The sequence below is a fragment of the Chloroflexus sp. genome (assembly GCF_056331925.1).
The window spans coordinates 48,115-70,391 of sequence record NZ_JBWGQH010000007.1; the positions used below are offsets into that span (position 1 = coordinate 48,115).

General features: G+C 54.6%; 16 protein-coding genes and 1 pseudogene. 13 read left to right on the forward strand and 4 right to left on the reverse strand.

Annotation, left to right across the window (positions count from 1 at the left end; all coding sequences use genetic code 11):
* Window positions 1-282 precede the first annotated feature (282 nt).
* Complete coding sequence (locus tag AC01ZF_RS05315; RefSeq protein ID WP_424674338.1) at window positions 283-1,569, forward strand: citrate synthase; 1,287 nt, start codon at window positions 283-285, stop codon at window positions 1,567-1,569.
* A 292-nt stretch (window positions 1,570-1,861) separates the two neighbouring features.
* Here the strand turns inward: AC01ZF_RS05315 and eno are convergent, their stop codons facing one another.
* Entirely contained in the window at window positions 1,862-3,157 is a 1,296-nt protein-coding gene (eno, locus tag AC01ZF_RS05320) for a phosphopyruvate hydratase (RefSeq protein ID WP_424674668.1), read from the reverse strand.
* 278 nt (window positions 3,158-3,435) lie between these two features.
* On the opposite strand from eno, the gene AC01ZF_RS05325 reads away from it, so the two are divergent.
* Both AC01ZF_RS05325 and mfd read left to right on the forward strand, forming a co-directional pair.
* Window positions 3,436-4,353, forward strand: a complete 918-nt coding sequence (locus AC01ZF_RS05325; protein WP_424674667.1) for a DMT family transporter — start codon at window positions 3,436-3,438, stop codon at window positions 4,351-4,353.
* Between the two features lie 111 nt (window positions 4,354-4,464).
* Entirely contained in the window at window positions 4,465-8,013 is a 3,549-nt protein-coding gene (gene mfd, locus AC01ZF_RS05330) for a transcription-repair coupling factor (protein WP_428112706.1), read from the forward strand.
* A gap of 12 nt (window positions 8,014-8,025) precedes the next feature.
* Here mfd and AC01ZF_RS05335 read toward each other — a convergent pair whose 3' ends face one another.
* Window positions 8,026-9,111, reverse strand: a complete 1,086-nt coding sequence (locus tag AC01ZF_RS05335) for a zinc ribbon domain-containing protein (protein WP_424674665.1) — start codon at window positions 9,109-9,111, stop codon at window positions 8,026-8,028.
* 197 nt (window positions 9,112-9,308) lie between these two features.
* Between AC01ZF_RS05335 and AC01ZF_RS05340 the strand changes: the two genes are divergently transcribed.
* The 6 genes from AC01ZF_RS05340 to AC01ZF_RS05365 all read left to right on the forward strand — a co-directional run bounded on the left by AC01ZF_RS05340 (window position 9,309) and on the right by AC01ZF_RS05365 (window position 13,525).
* Window positions 9,309-9,956 carry a DedA family protein gene (locus AC01ZF_RS05340; protein ID WP_424674664.1) on the forward strand — a complete coding sequence of 216 codons (648 nt, stop codon included), beginning with the start codon at window positions 9,309-9,311 and terminating at the stop codon, window positions 9,954-9,956.
* A gap of 24 nt (window positions 9,957-9,980) precedes the next feature.
* On the forward strand, window positions 9,981-11,237 hold the full coding sequence (locus tag AC01ZF_RS05345; protein ID WP_476575186.1) for a sensor histidine kinase: 1,257 nt from the start codon (window positions 9,981-9,983) through the stop codon (window positions 11,235-11,237).
* Between the two features lie 2 nt (window positions 11,238-11,239).
* The gene (locus AC01ZF_RS05350; protein ID WP_424674662.1) at window positions 11,240-11,788 is read left to right on the forward strand and encodes an NUDIX hydrolase; all 549 of its coding nucleotides are present in this window, start codon (window positions 11,240-11,242) and stop codon (window positions 11,786-11,788) included.
* Between the two features lie 83 nt (window positions 11,789-11,871).
* Window positions 11,872-12,546, forward strand: a complete 675-nt coding sequence (gene trmB, locus AC01ZF_RS05355) for a tRNA (guanine(46)-N(7))-methyltransferase TrmB (RefSeq protein WP_424674661.1) — start codon at window positions 11,872-11,874, stop codon at window positions 12,544-12,546.
* Between the two features lie 32 nt (window positions 12,547-12,578).
* Window positions 12,579-12,839, forward strand: coding sequence for a YkgJ family cysteine cluster protein (locus AC01ZF_RS05360; RefSeq protein ID WP_428112709.1), 261 nt, complete (start codon window positions 12,579-12,581; stop codon window positions 12,837-12,839).
* A 272-nt stretch (window positions 12,840-13,111) separates the two neighbouring features.
* Window positions 13,112-13,525 carry a hypothetical protein gene (locus AC01ZF_RS05365; RefSeq protein WP_424674659.1) on the forward strand — a complete coding sequence of 138 codons (414 nt, stop codon included), beginning with the start codon at window positions 13,112-13,114 and terminating at the stop codon, window positions 13,523-13,525.
* Window positions 13,526-13,677: 152 nt separating this feature from the next.
* Here the strand turns inward: AC01ZF_RS05365 and AC01ZF_RS05370 are convergent.
* Together AC01ZF_RS05370 and AC01ZF_RS05375 are read right to left on the reverse strand one after the other, a co-directional pair.
* Window positions 13,678-14,385, reverse strand: a pseudogene (locus AC01ZF_RS05370) (LrgB family protein).
* Window positions 14,386-14,394: 9 nt separating this feature from the next.
* Window positions 14,395-14,733, reverse strand: a complete 339-nt coding sequence (locus AC01ZF_RS05375) for a CidA/LrgA family protein (protein ID WP_424674658.1) — start codon at window positions 14,731-14,733, stop codon at window positions 14,395-14,397.
* 114 nt (window positions 14,734-14,847) lie between these two features.
* On the opposite strand from AC01ZF_RS05375, the gene der reads away from it, so the two are divergent.
* The 4 genes from der to AC01ZF_RS05395 all read left to right on the forward strand — a co-directional run bounded on the left by der (window position 14,848) and on the right by AC01ZF_RS05395 (window position 22,133).
* Entirely contained in the window at window positions 14,848-16,197 is a 1,350-nt protein-coding gene (gene der, locus AC01ZF_RS05380; RefSeq protein WP_424674657.1) for a ribosome biogenesis GTPase Der, read from the forward strand.
* Between the two features lie 135 nt (window positions 16,198-16,332).
* The gene (glgX, locus tag AC01ZF_RS05385; RefSeq protein WP_424674656.1) at window positions 16,333-18,495 is read left to right on the forward strand and encodes a glycogen debranching protein GlgX; all 2,163 of its coding nucleotides are present in this window, start codon (window positions 16,333-16,335) and stop codon (window positions 18,493-18,495) included.
* 198 nt (window positions 18,496-18,693) lie between these two features.
* A complete protein-coding gene (locus AC01ZF_RS05390; protein ID WP_428131136.1) occupies window positions 18,694-21,435 on the forward strand; it encodes a PAS domain-containing protein in 2,742 nt (913 codons plus the stop codon).
* A gap of 92 nt (window positions 21,436-21,527) precedes the next feature.
* Window positions 21,528-22,133: a DJ-1/PfpI family protein gene (locus AC01ZF_RS05395; RefSeq protein WP_424674654.1), complete on the forward strand. Its 606-nt coding sequence runs from the start codon at window positions 21,528-21,530 to the stop codon at window positions 22,131-22,133.
* The last annotated feature ends 144 nt before the right edge of the window (window positions 22,134-22,277 follow it).

Sequence of the window (22,277 nt, forward strand, 5' to 3'; positions counted from 1 at the left end):
TGCTCTTGCGCCATCTATTATCTTACCCCGCTGACACGACATCTCGGCTCTTGCCGGTTTGTTTCGCTAAACAAGATAACTCTATCACACTGCCCAACAACTATATTTAACTGGGTAAAGCCAACATAAGGTAAGCCTGTGCAATTTGTAACAACTTTTGGTACAATGTAGAAGAATTACATGACACAATAATTTTCCGTGGCTTCCGGTATGCCGGATCTATAAACGGCACACCGATGTATCAATGGCGATGCAGTCGTAGTGAAATGAAAGAGCACGGCTATGACAAAAAACTCCCTCACTGTTATCGACAACCGTACCGGTAAGACCTACGAAATTCCGATTGAGCATGGCGCCATTCGGGCAACCGATTTACGCCAGATCAAAGTCTCTGACGACGATTTTGGCTTGATGTCGTATGATCCGGCTTACCTCAATACTGCTTCGTGCAAGAGTAGCATCACCTTCATTGACGGTGACAAAGGCATTCTCGAGTATCGCGGTTATCCGATCGAACAGCTTGCGGAACAAAGCTCGTATCTCGAAGTAGCCTATCTCTTGCTCTACGGTGAGCTACCATCGAAAGAGCGATTGGCGTGGTGGGAATATCGCATTAGTCGCCATCTGTTCTTGCACAATAGCCTCGTCGAGTTGATTCAGGCCTTCCGCTACGATGCGCATCCGATGGGTATCTTGATCAGCTCGGTGGCGGCGATGTCGACGTTGTACCCCGAAGCGAAAAACATTCACGATCCTGCCGTGCGCGAGAAGCAGATCTGGCGTATCATTGGTCAGATTCCAACCATCGCTGCGTTTGCCTACCGACACCGCATCGGACGACCGTTTAACCTGCCCGATAGCTCGCTGAGCTATACTGCCAATCTGCTCTACATGATGGACTACATGAACCAACGCGAATATGAAGTCAATCCGGTGTTGGCTAAGGCGTTGGATGTGCTCTTCATCTTGCATGCTGACCATGAGCAGAACTGCTCAACCTCGGTGATGCGTAGCGTCGGTTCGAGTCATGCCGATCCCTACAACGCGCTGGCAGCCGCAGCGGCAGCATTGTATGGGCCGTTGCATGGTGGGGCCAACGAAGCCGTGTTGCGGATGTTGCAGCAGATTGGCCATCCCAAGAATGTGCCGGCATTTATCGAGCGAGTGAAGAAGGGTGAGACTCGTCTGATGGGCTTTGGTCATCGCGTCTACAAGAACTACGATCCGCGGGCCAAGATTATTCGGCGCATTGCCCATGAGGTCTTCGCGGCTACGGCGGCCAATCCGTTACTTGATGTAGCAATGGAACTTGAGCGGGTGGCATTGGAAGATGAATACTTCGTCTCGCGCAAGCTCTATCCAAATGTTGACTTTTACAGTGGTTTGATCTATCAAGCGTTGCGCTTCCCCATCGAGTACTTCCCCTTCCTGTTTGCCATTCCACGCGCATCGGGTTGGTTGGCGCAGTGGCTTGAGATGCTCGAAGATCCTGAGCAGAAGATTACGCGACCGCGGCAGGTGTATATTGGCCCGCAGCGGCGTGATTATGTGCCGATTGATCAGCGCTAAGGGATAGAACGGATCATCCAAACGCATGGCATGTAGGGCCGCACGACCGTGCGGCCCTACATGCCATGCGGGGATGGGCGGGGGTCGCACCGCCGTGCGGGGGCCGCACCGCCGTGCGGGGGTCGCACCGCCGTTCTGGGGCCGCACCGCCGTGCGGGGGTCGCACCGCCGTGCGGGGGCCGCACCGCCGTGCGGGGGCCGCACCGCCGTGCGGGGGCCGCACCGCCGTGCGGGGGCCGCACCGCCGTTCTGGGGCCGCACCGCCGTGCGGGGGTCGCACCGCCGTGCGGCCCTACATGCCGTGGGGGATGGATGTGAATGCGTTGCGTCCGGCGTATTGCGCGGCGCTGCCCAATTCTTCTTCGATGCGCAATAATTGATTATATTTGGCAATACGGTCGGTGCGCGCCGGTGCACCGGTCTTGATCTGGCCGGCATTGGTTGCGACGACCAGGTCGGCGATGGTCACATCTTCGCTCTCGCCCGATCGATGCGATACCACCGCCGTCCAGCCACTGCGCTGGGCCAACTGGATTGCGCTGAGGGTTTCGGTGAGAGAACCAATCTGATTCAGCTTGATCAGGATTGAGTTGGCTGCGCGTGCATCGATAGCTCGTCGCAGTCGCTGTACATTCGTTACCAGAAAGTCATCACCGACTAACTGAATCTTGTGACCGAGTTTGGATCGCAATAACTGCCATCCCTCCCAGTCGTCTTCGGCTAACCCGTCTTCGATGGAGATAATCGGGTAGCGATGAACCAAATCGACCCAGTAATCAACCATCTCGGCACTGGTGAGGACGCGGCCCTCGCGCTTGAGGTGGTATTTACCATCCTCGTAAATCTCAGTTGTGGCGGGATCAAGGGCGATATAGATCTGCTCACCGGGACGGTAGCCCGCTTTCTCAATGGCCTCCATAATCAGTTGCAGGGGAGCATCGTTGGTAGGTAAGCTCGGTGCGAAGCCACCCTCATCACCGACGGTGGTGCTAAAGCCGCGGTCGTGGATGACCTTCTTTAGGGCGTGATAGATTTCAGCACCCCAGCGGAGACCCTCGCGGAAGCTGTCGGCACCGACCGGCATAATCATGAACTCCTGAAAGTCGGTGCTGTTAGTCGCATGCTGTCCGCCGTTCATGATGTTCATCATCGGTACCGGCAGTATGTGAGCATAGACGCCACCAAGGTAGCGGTAGAGTGGTAGTCCAAAAGCGGCAGCAGCAGCTTTTGCCGCTGCGAGTGAGACACCCAAAATCGCGTTGGCGCCCAGCTTGCTCTTGTTGGGAGTGCCGTCAAGCGCAATTAACTCGTTGTCGAGCGCAATTTGGTCGGCAGCGTCGAAGCCGATCAGCGCTTCGGCGATGTCTTCGTTCACGGCCTGCACTGCCTTGAGAACACCCTTCCCGTTGTAGCGCGATTTGTCGCCATCGCGTAACTCAAGAGCTTCATGCGCACCGGTTGAGGCACCACTTGGTACGATTGCCCGCCCTACATCACCGCTTTCCAGTCGAACATCGACTTCGATCGTTGGGTTGCCGCGTGAGTCGAGTACTTCACGAGCAATGATCGCTTCGATTAGAGTTGACATAGTTCCTCCGGGTAACAATGCCCGAAATCATTGGCGCGACAGCTACATGCTGCGTGCGTCGCTCAGTATAGCACGAATTGTACGGTAGGCTTGGGAGGTTAGGTGTGGAAGGTTTTCTGTCACTTTTTTTCATGCCACCTGCATTGTGCTTGTTGTCGTGATCCAAACTTCTCTGATAAGCCAAATATCCGCCTATAGACGCTGGTTATGACCACTAATTTCGTGTACGCTATGTTTAGCGGCGAAATACGCCGACGATTATCTATACCGAGGTGTCTGTGACGAGCACGACTTCCCGTATCGAGCAGCGGGTCTTGTTCACCGGTTTGACCAAAACCGATCTCACCATGCTGCTGGTGGTCTTGATCTGGGGTGCGAATTTTAGCATTGTCAAAGCGGCCTTAACCGAGATTCCGCCATTGGCGTTTGCGACGTTACGCTTTGTCAGCGCAAGTGTGTTGCTGCTAGCCTTTACGTTTTGGCGTGAGGGCCGGCGTGCGCTACCTCCCGACCGTGCAACGTTCTGGAAGTTGACTTGGATTGGGTTTATCGGTAACACGGTGTATCAGGCGCTGTTTACCTATAGTTTGACGCTAACCACCGCGGCAAATGGCTCGCTGATTATCGCGACTACGCCGGCTTGGGTAGCACTTACCGCTGCTGTGCTCGGTATTGAGCGGGTACGACGCACGATGGCTATGGGAATTGCGCTAGCTATCGGTGGCGTGATGCTGGTCGTTGCCGAACGTGGGCTAAGCCTCGGTGGTAGTGGTTTGCTCGGTGATCTGTTGATGCTCGGTGCTGCACTCTGTTGGATGATGTACACACTTGGCGTTCGCACCCTTGGTCAGGGTTTATCGCCATTAGCTATCACTGCTTGGACGATGGTGACCGGTGTGCCGGGGATGGCTTTGATCAGCATACCTGATTGGGGGCGAGTGGCTTGGGATAGTGTGAGCTTCAATGCGTGGTTTGGTCTTTTGTATGCGACACTGTTAGCCCTCGTGTTGGCTTATGTCCTTTGGAATAATAGTGTGCGCGTGGCCGGAAGTGCGCGTACTGCTATCTATAGCTGCGCAATTCCATTAGTCGCAACGTTGTTGGCGTGGCCGCTGATTGGGGAACAGCCGACATGGGTGCAGGGTATCGGTGGGTTGTTGATTATTAGTGGTGTGTTGCTGACCCGTCGTCCGTAATCGTCGGTGTTCCTCGTGGTACTATACTAACAGTATTGTGCAAGGCCGCATGGAGTTGAACTTACACGTTGCGGCTTCTTCTTTATTCAATTCAAGTACACCGCTTCGCTTATGACCTCATTACCGGCAGTCTCGTGGCAATGCTCAAGTGTCAGCGCGTTGGGTACAGTGCTCGCCGAGCTACCTGTACTCACAAGATTGGCAGCCACTCTACGTCCCGGTTATCAGACGATAGCCCCGGTGCCAACTGCGGCTCGCCCGGCCTTGATCGCTGCTTTAGCCCGTCGTTGGCCGTTGCCGGTTGTGTACGTGACTCTGAGTGCCGAGAGTGCGCGCCGCGCCGTCGATGACCTATGCCAATGGTTATCTCCTGACCGTGTCCGACTGTTTCCCGCCGCCGATGCACTCCCTTATGAGCACATGTCCGCCGGGAGCGATGTGATCGCGCGTCGGTTGGCAGTGCTGCGTGGCTTGCAAACCGGTCAGTGGTCGGGCGTTATTGTGACGCCGATTAAGGCATTGATGCAGCCAACAATGCCTCCGTCCGAGTTAGCCACAGCGACGATCCGACTGCGGCGTGGTTTGCAGATGCCGATGGACCAACTCCTGCATGGATTACTGGCAAACGGCTATCAGCGTGTTGCGATGGTCGAAGTCCCCGGTGAGGTAAGCCGCCGTGGTGCCATTCTCGATGTCTGGTCGCCAGGTGATGAGTTGCCATTGCGGATCGAGTGGTTCGATGATGAAATTGATAGTCTGCGCCGGTTTGATCCGGCCACGCAGCGCAGTGAGCAGCGGTTGGAACATGCTGAGATTGGCCCACCACACGAGATTCCGCTCTGGCAGCGTGAAGAGGCTTTACATCGAATTGATGCGCTCGATCTGCGAGGATTACGTCGTGAGGTAGCTGAAGAGTGGGCAGTCGTGCGTGAACAACTGGCAGCCGGCCAGCGCTTTGAAGGTCGCGCTTTCTACGCTCCATTTTTCTTTACCCAACCGGCTACCATGCTCGATTACTTACCGGCAGAGAGTTTAGTGACACTTGCCGAAGCCCATCTCCTCGAACAGCACGCCACCGAGATCGACGTGCAAGCCGCTACGTACCGCGATCAATTAGTGACGATCGGTGAACTACCGTCCGATTTTCCGCGGCCCTATCTGCGCTGGGAAGAGCTTGAGCTGCTCGGTCAGACCAAGCTGGTCGTGGCTGATCTGACCCACAACGAGTATCCCGACGCACTCGTTCCACCGCTGTTTGGAGTACCGCCGTTGTATGGTGGTCAGATGCGTCGCCTTATCGAGACGATTGTCGAGCAGGTGCGGGCCGGTGAGGTGGTGGTAGCAGTGACCGCGCAAGCCGCTCGGTTGCAAGAGTTGGTCGGTGAACGGTTGACGGGTGAGACTATAAGCGGGCGCTTTATCGCAATTCACGGCGGGCTTGAAACCGGCTTTACCGTACCCGATTTGCGCCTAACCCTGCTCACCGATAGCGAAATCTTTGGAATACGCCAACGTCGTCCGCTCAGTGAACGTCGGCGTAAGACGACGATAGTCGATCGCACTGCCTTTCTGCGCTCACTCAAACCCGGTGATTATGTAGTGCATATCGAGCATGGCATCGCCGTGTTTGATGGCATGATCCGCCGTACCGTCGGCGAGGTCGAGCGTGAATATCTCGTGTTACGCTATGCCGGCGAAGATAAAATCTACGTTCCGGTCGACCAAATTGATCGGGTCACACGCTATATCGGTGCTGGTGATGGCCCCCCGACCCTCACTCGGCTTGGTACGCAAGATTGGGAACGCACAAAGCGTAAAGTACGTGCTGCGGTGCAAGAGCTGGCCGAGGAACTGCTCCATCTGTATGCCCAACGTCAGCTCAAGCCCGGTTTTGCATTTTCACCTGATAACGAGTGGCAGCGCGAGTTGGAGGCTAGCTTCCCCTATCTTGAGACCGATGACCAACTACGTGCTATTGCCGAGGTGAAAGCCGATATGGAGCGCCCCATCCCGATGGATCGATTGGTTTGTGGTGATGTTGGGTTTGGGAAGACCGAGGTGGCCCTGCGCGCTGCGTTTAAAGCCGTACAAGACGGAAAACAGGTAGCTATCCTCGTGCCGACGACGGTGCTGGCCCAACAGCATTTTGATACGTTCCGTAAACGGATGGCGGCATTTCCGGTGACGGTCGAAATGCTCTCACGCTTTCGCTCGCCGAAAGAGCAAGACGACATCGTGCGCGATTTGGCCCGAGGTAAGATCGATATAATCATCGGTACGCATCGATTGCTCTCCAACGATGTTGTGTTTCGTGATCTCGGTCTGGTGATCGTCGATGAAGAGCAACGGTTCGGTGTTCGCCACAAAGAGCGGCTCAAGCAGTTGCGGGCCGAGGTAGATGTGTTGACGCTAACGGCCACACCCATTCCGCGCACCTTACACATGGCGCTGTCGGGTATCCGTGATTTGAGTGTGATTGATACACCGCCTGAAGACCGTCTCCCGATCAAAACGTATGTCGTTCCTGCCGATGATCATCTGATCCAAGAGGTGATTCGGCGCGAACTCGAACGTGAGGGACAGGTGTACTTTGTCCACAACCGGGTACAGAGTATTTACCACGTTGCAGAACGGTTGCGTCGGCTGGTGCCGGAAGCGCAGATTGCCGTCGGTCACGGTCAGCTCGCCGAGCGTGATTTGGAACGAGTGATGATGGATTTCTTCGAGGGGCGGTACGACGTGCTCGTCTGTACCACTATTATCGAAAGTGGTCTTGATGTTCCCAATGCCAATACCATTATTATCGATGATGCAACGCATTACGGACTCGCCCAGCTTTATCAGTTGCGCGGCCGAGTCGGGCGTGGTGCAACACGGGCGTATGCGTACCTTCTCTACAACCCGGCCGCCCCCATGTCATCCGATGCCCGCCAACGACTAGAGACGATCCAAGAAGCGACCGAACTTGGCGCCGGATTCCGTGTAGCAATGCGTGATCTTGAAATACGAGGTGCCGGTAATCTGTTAGGTGCCGAGCAGTCGGGGCACATTGCTGCGGTGGGTTTCGATCTCTATTCACGCCTTCTTGAGCAGGCTGTGCAGCAACTCAAGCGGGATGTCGATGAGATGACCGTTGATCGAGGATTCACACCTTCCCCAACGGCGATGGCGGCTGGTTTGCGCGCGCCTACCGTGTCGGAAAAAGTGTTGGTGGCACCGTTGGTGACCATCGATTTACCGTTGACCGCCTACCTTCCCCCCACCTATATTGCTGATGAGACGGTGCGATTGGCGGTGTACCAGCGTATGATCGATGCCGACACCATCGAGGAAGTGCGTAGTCTGCGCCAAGAGCTGATCGACCGCTTTGGCGGGCCGCTGCCAGAACCGGTGTTACACTTGATCCTCTGGTTGCAAATAAGGTTGTTGGCGCTGCAAGCTGGTGTAGTGTCGATCACGACGGAAGGCGATGTGTTTCTCATCCGCCTGATGACCAGCTTAACGCCGGCAATGCGTGATCGACTGCGGCGACGGTTTCCGCGCGATGCGGCGCTCAAGCTTGGGCAGCAATCGATTAGGTTAGATCGACGGTTAGTTGGAGCACAGTGGTCAGAACGCTTGTTGGCAGTTATTGAAGTATTGGCGGCTGAAGCAGGTTGAGGCACATTGTGCTCACACTCGTACCAATTGCCCACGGCGAAAAGCAACAATGACTTGATTGCACCGATAACGCTGGTCTGCACCGGTAAAAATCACCCCATCGTACCCATAGCGATCGATCCACCACTCGATGGCAGCATCGGTCTCAACATCAAGGCCGAGGGCGGCTGCCTCTTGTCTAATCTGTTTAACCTGCCGGTTCCAAGTGGTCAAATCAACCGTCAATGGACGCTCAATCCGCACTCGATAACGGGCGGGTGTGACGACAAATAGCCGTTGCAACCAGTTGCGCTGTTCCTCTTCGACGACTTCAACCAGTAACAACCCGCGTCCGGCCGGAGTCCGCTGCTGGATGTCACCGCCGAGGAGCTGGTAAACGCCTTGAGTGACGCTACCGACGAGCCAGCGGTCGGCTTCACTGCGACTCATGCGTCGGATTGTCTCGTTCAGATCGGAGACGCGCGGAATCCGCGGTGGTGCCATAATCTGAATTGCCGGAATCGGCTGATTTGGCACCGGATGGCCATCGCTCGTGCGCCACTCGGCGTACCGTACCTCCATTGGCGGATCGTCACCGATGCGATAGCGAAAGCCGAGCCGTTCTCGTCCCTCTTCAGATTCGGCTATGGCAGCAATCGTAACATGCAATTGTAAGCCGCCACCACATCCTGGCGCCGGAAACCAAACTCGTTCGGCCAAGAACGTAAACAGCATGCGAGAACCGGCCAGTGCCTGTCGCTCGTCACGCCGCCACCCCTGCCCGCTTAATCCGCTCCAACCGCCGACAATTGCCCGTAATGGTGCATAAATCGCGACGACCGCTTGCGCCGAAGGTGGTTCATCAAGCACCCACATCCCCGGTGGGACTGCGCCAGATGATGGAAGTTTGACCGTACCGCCGATCACACTCTGCGCGACACGCGCATTGGGTAAGCGTACTGTCATCTGGCCGGCAGATGATGGGAGTGGGGTAGAGAGGGTATCTTCGTTTTGGGCTGCTAATGGATAGCCACATTCAATGCAAAATCGTGGGTTGCCCGGCGGCAACGGTGCGCCACACCGTGGGCAAAAGGCTATCGTTGGGCGCGAGTTGTCCATAGAATCCTCGGTGAGCAGCAAGTGTAAGCTGGTGTGATCATCGTTGAACGATTATACTCGGTAATGATTACACTGAGCTGCGTGTAAAATGCGCCGATAACGAGATGAAAAACCGCTACTTGACGACATCTGTGCAATCATCTACCATACCTGACAATGTATGTGATACACAAGACAGTTAGACGGAGAATTCTTGCATGGGACGTATTCTCGAACAACTCGGTCTTTGGATAGAAAGCATCATTCTTGCCATTGGCTACCCCGGTATCACGCTGGTCATGTTGGCCGAAAATCTCTTTCCACCAATCCCGTCTGAGTTGGTGATGCCGTTTGCCGGCTTTCTCGTTGGGCGTGGTGAGATGAACCTGTTTCTGGCAATTGGCGCCGGAACGCTTGGCTCGGTGCTCGGCGCAATTGTGCTCTACTATATCGGGATGCTGGCCGGTGAGCCGTTAGTTCGTCCTTTCTTCCGTCACTACGGTCGTTTTTTTCTCCTCTCTGAGCAGGACCTTGATAAAGCATTGCATGCTTTTACGACCTACGGTGATGTGATCGTGCTTGGAGGCCGTGTGATTCCGATCATTCGCAGTCTCATCTCGTTGCCTGCCGGTATGAATCGTATGCCAATGGGGCGCTTCTTGATCTTTACAACTCTTGGTTCAGCCGTTTGGACGTCATTACTAACCATTGGTGGCGTCATCCTCGGGGCAAACTGGGAGTTTGTGATCGAAATTATCGATCAGTACCAGAAGTTGGTATTGGTGGTATTGGCAATTGGGGCAGTGGTCTTTGTGGTACAGCGATTACGCAACTTGCACCGGGTTGCCCTGAGCCGTAGCGAATGATAGTCTCACCTATGCATAGCGATCATGAATCACCATGCCGACCGTTCACCTTCTCGGTATGATCTCGTCCTTGCTTCACTTTCGCCACTAACGGTGACGGAACGAGCATTGTGCCGGGCAATAGCTCCACTAGTCCCTGCTGCAACATGGTTAGTTATCGGTCCGGTTATGTGGTCGGTAGCCCAGGGCACAGCTCAACCAACACTGATGTGGCCCTTGCCGACTCAGCATGTGATTATCGGTGAGACACCATCGTTACACGGACTAAGAGAGTTCGCCGATCATTGGCAGCCGTTGGTTGTGCATGGTCGACTGATCGGTGGTTTGCTCGTTCCAGGGGCAATGCCCGATGTATCGCCCCTGCTTGAACAGATCGCACCTCTCGTTGATGCCCTGTTCTACCGCCGTATGATGACGCGGCACGTGATCTGGCAACACTTACTGTCACAACTGATGGTACGCTATGCCGCCGGTGAAGCGCGAACGGCGTTGTGGGCTGAAGTAGTCGTGCGTAGTGTTGGGCAAACCCTGTCCCTACCTGACCGTGTGAATACGGTTGTACCGACGCGACCATTATGGCCTGATGCGGCCCGTTTCGTCGAATTGGCAACGGCGATATTGCATCCCGACGTAATCCAAGCGCGTGTGCTGGGTTTGGCAACTACGGGGGTTGCCCACGACATTAATAACCTGCTGACGGTCATTTTGGGTCGAGCACAGTTACTCGAACTCGACGCTGAAGGTGAGCAACGGATCGATCTCCAGATGATTGCCACGGCTGCTGAAGTTGGTGCAATGAGTGCGCGTCGCTTGCAGCGCTTTGCACAGCTCGAATCACTCCACATCCAGCCGGTTGATCTGGTAGAAATTGCACGGTTGGCGATCGATACTGCTACCCACAAGTTGGCACATCGCGCTGCGATCACTATTGTTGAGTCATTGAGCACCTTACCGGTTGCTGCCGGCGAAACCAACCTGCTCCACACCGCACTCACTGCTCTTATCGTTGCAGCGGCGCAGGCGAATCCGGACGGTGGGGTTATTCAGGTTGGTAGTGGGTCTGATGAGCAATATGTCTGGATTGAAGTTGCCGATCCTGGCTTACCACCAGACAGTGACCTCCATAGTGTTTCGATCCAAACACAACGAGCGCATACCATCGAGTTAGCAATTGCTCGCCAAACTGCTCGTGTCCATGGAGGACAATTACAGATCGAGACGAATACACTGCAAGGTACGGTGATCAGATTGATGATCCCTCGCTTTAGAAGAGAGGCTTGATCATGCCACCATGGCAATTACGCAAACGGGAAGTCATTTTACACCAGCCACCATTTTTGACAGTCGAACGCCATCACGTCGTTCTTCCCGATGGTCGTGAGATTCCGGATTGGCAGTGGATTATCACACCGGAATATGTGAATGTCGTCGCAATCACACCTGACCATCGGTTTGTTCTCTTTCGGCAGGAGAAATACGCGGTCGAGGGTTTATCGCTGGCGCCGGTCGGGGGCTATCTTGAACCCGGGGAAGACCCATTGGGAGCAGCACAACGCGAACTCCGCGAAGAGAGTGGCTATATTGCGAGTGATTGGGAACATCTCGGTCGTTATGCGGTAGACGGGAATCGCGGCGCCGGTGTAGCCCATCTGTACTTAGCGCGTGGCGCGACATTCGTGGGTAAAGGCGCGAGCGATGATCTTGAAGCGCAGGAATTGGTTTTGTTGACGGTCGATGAGGTACGGCAGGCACTCGCTGCTGGTGAGTTTAAGGTGTTGGCATGGGCAACAGTCGTCGCCCTGGCCTTGTTGCGCTTACCAGAGTATAGCTAATTTCACATCTCTGCGTTCTTTGCGTTCTTTGCGTTCTTTGCGTTCTTTGCGTTCTTTGCGTTTATGTCTTAAGTGTTACCGATATGGGTCGAGGTCGTTATCCTGCACGTTTAAAGGTCACAGTACCACCACCGGAGATAGCTGAACGCTATTATCGTTCGTGGTCGGCCCACGAACTCTATCACTATCCTGCCCGCTTTCCGTTGCTGAATGCTGAGAGTCTGTTTGGGCGTAATGCACCGCTGACTCTTGAGTTGGGTTGTGCAACCGGTGAATACATCTGCACCTTGGCCGCAGCACAGCCAGATGCCTGTTTTGTTGGGGTTGATATTGTTGCCAAACCGCTGTACCGAGCGGTGGAACGAGTAGTTGAGTTAGGTTTAGAGAATATCATCTTTCTGCACGCCGATGCACGTCTCCTCTACCAGCGTATTCCCGATCGCGCCTTGACGGCGATCATTCTTCACTTTCCACCGCCGCTGTTACGCAACCGACAACGCAATCAACTACTCGTTTCGGCGCAGATGCTGGGCTGCGCTGAGCGTGCGCTCGTACCGGGTGGGTATCTCAGTTTTCTGACCGATCATCCAGACCTCTTCACCCTGATGCAAGAATTGCTGCCCGCCTTCCCGCAATTGCGCGGATTACCCGCTTCACCAAGTGAGTTGGCCGTGTTCGAGTCACATTATCACCGACGTTGGGCAGCACGGGGGCGAGAGATTCGTGGGTTACGGATCGAGCGTATCGCGGAGGAGTAACATCGTGCTGATCGGTGCGCGAGGAGCCTGCGATGGAATGTCGAGTTGGTTGTGGCGCGTGTTGTATCGCCCCTTCGATCTCGTCACCGATACCGGGTATGCCGAATGGCAAGCCTGCCGGTGTGCGCTGTGTTCAGTTAACCACCGACAATCGCTGTGCGTTGTATGGTAAACCCGAACGTCCGGCAATCTGTGTTCGTCTACGACCACATCCCGACATGTGCGGTAACGATGCTGATGAAGCACTTCGCTTGCTGGCTGCACTCGAGTTATCAACGCAACCTGAAAGATGACTGAAATGTTATCAAGTGCGGCCGGTTTTGCAACCTAATCGTCGTGATTTGCGTTATTATTGCAGAAACACAAAGATCGCTGCTGTTTACCCCCCGTGGAAAGGTTCTTGTAACAAAATTGGGGTATGATACATGTGGGGGACAGGCAGGCGATTAACGCACACCGCAGTGCGCGCTACCAACCCAAGGGATTCTGTTTATGGATGTCGAAGCGGGCCGGTTCGGTGCGGCATAGAGCACATCGGATCGACATCCCGGGAAAGGAAGCCGCAGTGATTGACTTCGATCTAGAAAGTTTGAGCATACCTGAGCTCGAACGACTGCGGGACGCAATTAATCAGCGCCTGCTGCAACTGCGTTACAGTACGCCGCGCTCGTTGCCGGAACTGTTGCGCATGTTGGAGGAGGTCAAGGTCGTCCTGAGCGATCAGGGCAAGGAGTGGCGCTCGCTTGAGCGTTGGCAATGGATGGACGGCCAGATTCGTTTCTGGCTTAATCCGGCCGACCAAGTCCATTATCGGCCGGGATGGTATACAATTGACGAACTCATCCTCTGGTCGCAGGATCGTGGGCCGGTCCTCGTCCCGCAGGAGGAAGAGGAAGAAGAGCTTGAGGGCTGGACGGAGATCAACGGTGTACGTATCCGTTGGTTGCCGGATGGTACGATGGAGCGGATCGAGGGTTAGTACAACCTGCTTGCTATCCGCATGCAATGGCTTGATGAAGCGGGATGAGAGTGCGGTTGTTCCCCTCTGCCTTCTATCGCCGAATAGAGGCAGGTAAGCGTTCCATCTTACCTGCCTCGTCCTCCATCCATACGCAGCTCTCATAATCCGAGTCAGTGTGCCAGCAATGGCACGAGGAGCGACGTTAGTGCGCCGTTTAACCCCATTGCCAAACCGGCTAAGGCTCCCGCTTCACTACTAAATTGTAGTGAGCGTGCAGTGCCCGGACCGTGCGATGCTAAGCCTGGGGCAAAGCCTCATTCACTATCATCGTGGATACCTGCCAAGCCGAGCCGCTCCCAGCCAAACAGCGCCTCCACCATACCGGTAACGATGACAATGACGGCCGTCAGTGAGGGTAGGCCGCCTAGTTGTTCGGCAATACCCATCGCAATGGACGTCGTAATCGATTTGGGTGCGAGGGAACGTACTGTTGCTTCAGATAGTCCCATAAGCCGTCCGCTGAGGACAGCTGCAATGATACCGGTCACCGAACCGACGAAGAGACCAATGAGTGCCGGCCACAGCATCCGACGTAGCACTCGTTCGGCTTCGTAGAGCGGAATAGCCAGCGCAACCGTCGCCGGTCCAAGCAGAAAGTGAACGAACTGGGCTCCATCGAAGTAGGTGGCATACGGAGTGTCGGTGACAAGCAAGATACCGACCAGCATATTGATAAGAGAACAGGATTGAGGAACGGGGGTGAACCCAATCTGCGGCTGATAATCGTCATCAGGCGATAGATGGTGATGGTCGTGGTGAGCCAGAGGAGTGGAGTTTGGGCTAAATATACCCAGATCGAAAAAAATTCGGTCATCCATACGTGTGGATCACTTCCTCCGGTACAGCCGATGGACGGTCAGGCCGGTTACGAGTAGCGTAATTGTCGTTGAGACGATAATTGCGGCGAATAACGGCAATCCTTCGCGAATGAGCAACGGTATATGCACGATAACCCCAACCCCGGCAGGGACGAACAGCAGGGGAAGGTGGGTGAGCAGTCCGTGGGCAGTGGTGCTGAGTTGGGGTGGTGGTCCACCGCGCCAGCGTAAAATGGCAAAGAGCAACAGCATACCGACTACCGGGCCGGGTACCGGTAGTCGAAGCCCACGACTAATCACTTCACCGATCAGTTGGCAGAGTAAAATCCCAAGCAGTGCATCGATCATAGCAAAAACTCCGTCGGACGATGGCCGCATTACGATGAATACTATGCAACGTCTATCCCGACACCTACTATAATAGAAAGCGAGGACGCACAGGATTGGCGTCCGGGAGGAGTTATGCCAAAACCGATTGTGGCCATTGTGGGCCGTCCGAATGTAGGAAAATCAACCTTCTTCAACCGCTTGATCGGCGAGCGACGGGCGATTGTGGAAGATATTCCCGGTACCACCCGTGACCGGCTGTACGGTGATGCTTTCTGGAATGGACGTGAGTTTACCGTTGTTGATACTGCCGGTCTTCTATTTGGTGACGAAGATCCTTCTTTGCCTGAAGCGGAGATCGCTCGTCGTACCCGTGCCCAAGCCGAACACGCGATTGCCGAGGCCGACGCGATCATCTTTATGGTCGACGGGTGTGATGGTCTGACGACGGCTGATGCCGATGTAGCCGATATTTTGCGTACAACTGCAAAGCCGGTTGTGTTGGCGGTGAACAAATGCGATAGCCAAGAGCGCATGCTCGATGCAGTTGAGTTCTATGCGCTGAATCTGGGAGATCCGATCCCAATGAGTGCCTTCCACGGGCTTGGTACCGGCGATGTTCTCGACCGCTTGACCGAGTATTTTCCGCCCAAGACATTCGAGGAGGATGAGGAGCGCCATCTGCGAGTGGCGATTGTTGGTCGCCCCAATGTTGGTAAGTCTTCGTTGCTGAATCGTCTGCTCGGCAAAGAGCGCAGTGTGGTCAGTCCAATTCCCGGTACGACGCGCGATCCGATTGATACTACGATTACCTACCACGGCGAACCGATTACCCTGATTGATACCGCCGGGATTCGGCGTGCCGGTAAAATTGAGCGCGGGATCGAGAAATACAGTGTCTTACGCACCTTGCGTGCAATCGAGCGGTGCGATGTTGCGATGTTACTCATCGATGCAACCGAAGGCGTTACCGCTCAAGATACCCACATTGCCGGCATGGTGCTCGAAGCGAAAAAAGGCTTGATCCTGGTGGTCAATAAGTGGGATGCGATCACCAAAGATTCGCAAACCTACTACGAATATGAACACCGAGTACGCGAAGCGTTTAAGTTTGTCGACTATGCACCGATCGTCTTTATCTCGGCATTGACCGGTCAGCGGGTCGGTCATTTGCTCGATTATGCCCGTGAGATCTACGCTCAGCGTCAGAAACGGGTACCGACGAGCGAACTGAACAACTTTTTGCGTGAGGTGGTTGTCCAACAGCCGCCGATGGCTGTCAAGAAGGGTGCCCATCTCCGTTTATACTACGCAGTACAGCCCCAAACTGAGCCACCGGTGTTTCTCTTCTTCGCTAACGATAGCGAATTGGTTCACTGGTCGTATGCCCGTTATCTTGAGAATCGTCTACGCGAACGCTATGGTTTTCAGGGTACACCGATTGTCATCGTCTTCCGCTCGCGTGAGCGTAAGGAGGAGCGTTAATTCGGTAGGGTTGTTACCTCTAACTTCGTGCGATGTTTATCAGGGTTTGAGATGAGTCCTATCGCAAGGTAGCGTGCAGGTGGCAATTGCTGTCCAGTCTGCACGCTACCAGTGTTTATCTAGGGGAGGATTTGCGTGCGAATTACCGATGTTTGGCCAGGTCGTCCGTATCCGCTTGGGGCAACGTGGGACGGTGAAGGTGTAAACTTCGCGATCTTCTCAGCGCACGCGACGCGCGTTGAGTTGTGTCTGTTTGATCGTCTTGATGCACTGCATGAGGCTGTGCGTATCACTCTTCCCGAACGGTCGGCTGATGTCTGGCACGGCTATATTCCGGGATTACGTCCAGGTCAGCTCTATGGGTATCGTGTATACGGTCCCTATACCCCGCAACAGGGCCATCGCTTCAACCCGTATAAGCTCTTGATCGACCCGTATGCCCGTGCGTTGGCGGGTCAATTGCGGTGGGATAAGGCCAATTACGGTTATCGCGTTGATAGTCCGTATGGTGATTTGACCATCGGCAAGCGTGATAGTGCACCCTACGTGCCTCGCTCAGTTGTGATCGATCCGCAATTCGATTGGGGCAATGATCGACCACCGGATATTCCACTGGCCGATTCGGTGATCTATGAGCTGCACGTGAAAGGCTTTACCAAACTGCATCCCGCCGTGCCAGAAGCATTGCGTGGGACGTATGCCGGTCTGGCGACACCGGCCGTGATTGACTATCTGAAGGAATTGGGGATCACGGCGGTTGAACTCTTGCCGGTGCAAGCGTTTATTACCGATCAGTTCCTTACCGATCGCGGTCTTACGAACTACTGGGGCTACCAACCGATCAATTACTTCAGCCCTGAACCGCGTTATGCCAGCCAGAGCGACCCACAAGCTCAAGTCAATGAATTCAAAGCGATGGTCAAAGCCCTGCACGCTGCCGGCATCGAAGTCATTATCGATGTCGTCTACAACCACACCGGCGAGGGTAACCATCTCGGCCCAACGCTCAGCTTTCGTGGCATTGATAATGCCTCATACTATCGGCTTGTCCCCGATCAGCCACGGTTCTATCTCGACGATACCGGTACCGGCAATAGTCTTAATATGAACAATCCACGTGCCTTGCAGATGGTCCTCGACTCGCTCCGTTATTGGGTGACCGAGATGCACGTCGACGGGTTTCGGTTTGATCTCGCCCGCACGCTCGTTCGTGGCCCGGCCGGTTCTGAACAACCTAGCCTGTTCTTGACCATGGTGCAGCACGACCCGGTGTTACAGCGCGTGAAACTCATCGCCGAACCGTGGGATGTTGGCTTTGATGGCTACTGGGTTGGTCGCTTTCCACCACCATGGGCCGAATGGAATGGTCGTTATCGTGATACGGTACGACGATTTTGGAAGGGTGATCCCGGTCAGGCTGCCGAATTTGCTTCGCGGTTTATGGGTTCGATGGATCTCTACCATCACAACGGGCGTCGGCCGTATCACTCGATCAACTTCGTCACTGCGCACGATGGTTTTACACTGCGCGATCTGGTTTCGTACAATGAGAAGCATAACGAGGCCAATGGTGAAGAGAACCGCGACGGCGACTCATACAACAACTCGTGGAATTGCGGTGTTGAGGGACCAACCGATGACCCGGACATTCGCGCACTGCGGTTGAGGCAGATGATGAACTTTATCGCTACGCTCTTCCTCTCGCAGGGGACACCGATGGTGCTGGCAGGTGATGAACGTGGGCGAACGCAGCAGGGTAATAACAATGCGTACTGCCAAGACAACTCGATTTCGTGGGTGGATTGGCAATCCGACCCTGAGGCCGAGCTGCTGTTGACGTTTACCCGTCGTCTGATCGCGTTCCGTCGTGAGCATCCCGTTTTGCGCCGACGCCGCTTCTTTGTCGGTCATCTTGCGAATGCTGAGTATGACGTCGAATGGTTAAGCCCGGATGGGCAAGAGGTGAGTGCTGAATTGTGGCAGCAGCCCGATTTGCACTGTATTGGGGTGTTGTTGAACGGCGCCGTCATTGATGATCGCACCGAAGACGGTAAACCCATGCGTGACGATGTATTGCTCGTGTTGATCAATGCCGGCAACGAGGAGGTGCCGTTTATCTTACCTGACTGGCCTGACGATGCTGAATGGCACGTTGTCATTGATACCGCACATCCCGATTTGCACGAACCGGTGCGGGTAACAGATCAGTTGTACCACATTAAGCCACGTGCGCTGGCGGCATTGATTGAGCGGATCGAACGGGATCCGCCGGTTCACATCGACCAAACAACCTTGTAGTACCGTTTGGTGGATGGGTCATATCGGGCTATTCGGTAGGGGTATAGTATTGTTATACCCCTTGTTAATTGTGCATACCTGATAAAAGAATCCACATCAATTCGAGCAAAAATGGTATCATACCACTAGCACAATTCCTTGTAGTAAGCAACAGGTGGTTTCAAGCATACGTACCAACTGGTTAAGGAATTGGGATTCATGGAGCATTCCGCACCCCCGTCTGCTTCCGAGCACTCGGCGCAAGAAACCGAACTCGCTCAGCAAATTGCCGATTTGCAAGCAGAAATTACCCGATTGCGCACCCAAAACCGGTTTCTCCTCGCTGCTGTTAACGAAATGGCGAGTGGGATGATCGTGACCGATGCCGGTGCTGATCAGCCAATTGTGTTCGTCAACCGGGCATTCAGCACGATTACCGGCTATGCTCCCAATGAGGTTCTTGGCCGTAACTGCCGTTTTCTGCAAGGTCCACAGACCGACGCGGCAACGGTGGATCGGCTACGCGAGGCGATTGCGGCGGCGCACCCAATTCAGGAGCGTATCCTCAATTATCGCAAAGATGGGCAACCGTTTTGGAATCAGCTTTCGATCAGTCCAGTACGCGACGAGACCGGGAATGTTGTCGCGTTTGTCGGTGTGCAAACTGATATAACGGCACAGGTTGCCGTTGAGCAGGCGCTTGCCGAACGTGAACAATTACTGCGCGCTGTGGGGAAGATGGCAAGCGTAGGTGGCTGGGAGCTTGATCTGGCAACGGGAACAATGGTTTGGTCGGAGGAGATGTTTGCTATTCACGAGTTGCCGGTCGGTGACATACCACCATCTCCTGAGTTGATAGATTTCTACCCTGCCGAAGTACATCATCTGATCAGTGAAGTGTATGAACGGTGCCTTGCCACCGGGGCCGAATGGGATCTCGCCTTACCGTTTCGGACAGCAAAAGGCAATCTCCGTTGGGTGCGTTCGATCGGCCAGCCGGTCTGGGAGAATGGGCGCATAGTCAAGCTGCGCGGTACGTTTCAAGATATTACCCGCACCAAAGAAAATGAGCTAGCACTTCGTGCGAGCGAACAGCGCTATCGCATGCTGGCCGACATGCTACCAGGTACCATCGTGTTGATGTTCAACACCGATCTCCGCCTTACGCTAGCTGCCGGTCCTGAATTAGCTCGCTTTGGCGTCACTTCAGCACAGCTTGAAGGTCGCTTGTTGCCTGATCTGCTTCCTGAACCGTACTGTTCAAAATTACTATCCCTGTGTCATGAGGTCTTGAACGGTGCGACGCATCGCATCGATTATCCTATCGATGATCAAGTGTTTGATACCGTCTTACTTCCCGTCGAGATCACACCAGGGCAAATTAGTGGTGGTCTGATTGTTGGTCGGAATATTACCGTCGAGCGACAGATCGCAACCGATTTACTGCGCGCCAAAGAAGCTGCTGAGCAGGCCGAACGTGCTCGAACCTCGTTTCTTGCCGCGATCAGCCACGAAATGCGGACACCGTTGAATGCGGTTATTACGAGTACGGAGGTCTTGTTGCGAGGAGGCTTGACCGACAAGCAGCGCGACTTCATCGAGACAATTCGGATCGGGAGTGAATCGCTCCTAACTCTTATCAATAATGTGCTTGACTTTTCCAAACTGGAGGCGGGGCAGGTAGAGCTAGAGCCCAAACCGACCGATCTGCGGGCAATTATCATGGCTGTGTGTGAGTTGTTTCGCCGCGAGGCCGTGCGAAAAGGCTTGCACATGGGTGTCAGAATCGATCCCGCGCTTCCAGCGTTAGTCATCGTTGATGGGATGCGAGTACGCCAAATCGTGACAAATCTGGTCAGTAATGCAATAAAGTTCACCGATCATGGGAGTGTCTCGATAACAGTTGATCTGCTTGATGTCGCCGATGACCGGTGTCAAGTAGCGATCAGGGTGAGTGATACCGGTATTGGGATCACATCCGAACATCTGCCCAGGCTCTTCCAGCCGTTTATCCGGTATCGTAGCGAACAAGTACGGCGTGATGGGGCCAGGTTGGGTTTGGCGATCAGTGCTCAATTGGCTTCCCTGATGGGTGGTGAGCTACGGGCCGATAGTCGTTTGGGCGAGGGTTCAATCTTTACTCTTAGCTTACCAATGCAACGTGTGGTAGCGCCGGTAGAACCGTTGAAGTCGGTAGGATCACCCTCGTCTGTTCAGACACCAGCACTGCACGTCTTAGTGGCCGAGGATAACGAGATCAACCAGCAAGTGGCGTTGCATCTTCTACGGGTCTTGGGGCATCACGTGACGGTAGTTGCGAATGGTCGTGAAGCTTTACATGCCGTCCAACATGGCCAGTTTGATGTTGTGCTAATGGATCTACAAATGCCGGAAATGAACGGGGAAGAAGCGACGCGCCACATTCGTGCGCTTGGCAATCGCATCCGGCAACCACGGATTATTGCTCTCACCGCCTATGCCTTTGCCGGTATCCGTGAGCGTTGCCTGGCAGCCGGTATGGACGGTTTTCTTAATAAACCGGTTCGTTTACAAGATCTTCGCGATGCCTTACATCCACCCACCGACCGACGTGATCAGATAGTCCATAGTACCGCTACAGATGAGGAGCTGGTGATCGATAGGGCAATGTTCAACGAGCTGTTGGCCGCACTCGGTGGTGATCAGATCGAAATAAGACGCACAACCTGTGAGCTGATCCGACACGAGTTCCAACAACAGCTCGATCAGGTAACTGTGGCCATTGCCCGGCGTGATCGTGAACAAGTACGACAGATAGCCCATCGTCTGAAAGGCGGTGCTCGTCAAGTTGGGGCCGTGCTGGTGGCAGCCGCAGCGCAGGCGCTCGAACGTGCAGCTACCACCGATCAGCCGCTTGAAGACTGCTTGAGCGGTCTCCAGCAGGCGGTCGCCGAAACGCTGCGCGTATTGCAGGTTGGTTGACCGTTCCCTTGAACTGTGCTACAGTAAAGTTATCGCAGCTCGCAATATACTGACAGAGTGGTCAGCCGGTCATATATCAAGAGGAGTAGTGTATGGCGAAGAAAATTCTCTTCCTCGTCGGCGATTATGTCGAAGATTACGAGGTCATGGTGCCGTTCCAAGCACTTGCCGCTCTCGGCTATCAGGTGCATGCCGTCTGCCCCGGTAAGAAAGCCGGCGAATTCGTGCGCACGGCAGTTCACGATTTTGAAGGCGATCAGACCTACAGTGAGAAGCGGGGTCACAACTTTGTCCTTAACAAGACTTTTGATGAGGTGAATGAACACGAATACGATGCCCTGGTCATTCCTGGTGGTCGCGCACCGGAATACATTCGACTCAACCCGCGTGTGCTCGAAATTGCCCGCCACTTTTTCACCGCCAATAAGCCGGTGGCAGCGATCTGTCACGGTTTACAAGTACTGGCAGCGGCCGGCGTCTTGAACGGTCGTCGCTGCACCGCGTATGCAGCAGTTGGCCCTGATCTGCCGTTAATTGGTGCTGAGTATCACGAACTTCCCGCCGATCAGGCGATCACCGACGGCAATTTGGTCACTGCACCGGCATGGCCGGCACACCCGGCATGGCTGGCGCAGTTCCTGAAAGTGTTGGGGGCTAAGATCGAGATTGAGCCGCAAACTGAGCCGGTCACTGCATAGTGATACGCTTTGTACCGCATGGTTTGCCCTGAGACGCGGACCAAGGAGATGCCATACCTCCTTGATCCGCGTCTTGTTTGCGCAGCAAACGGCAGAATAAGCGATTGTTTTAGGCTGTGCAGTGGAACCTGAACAACGGTAGCT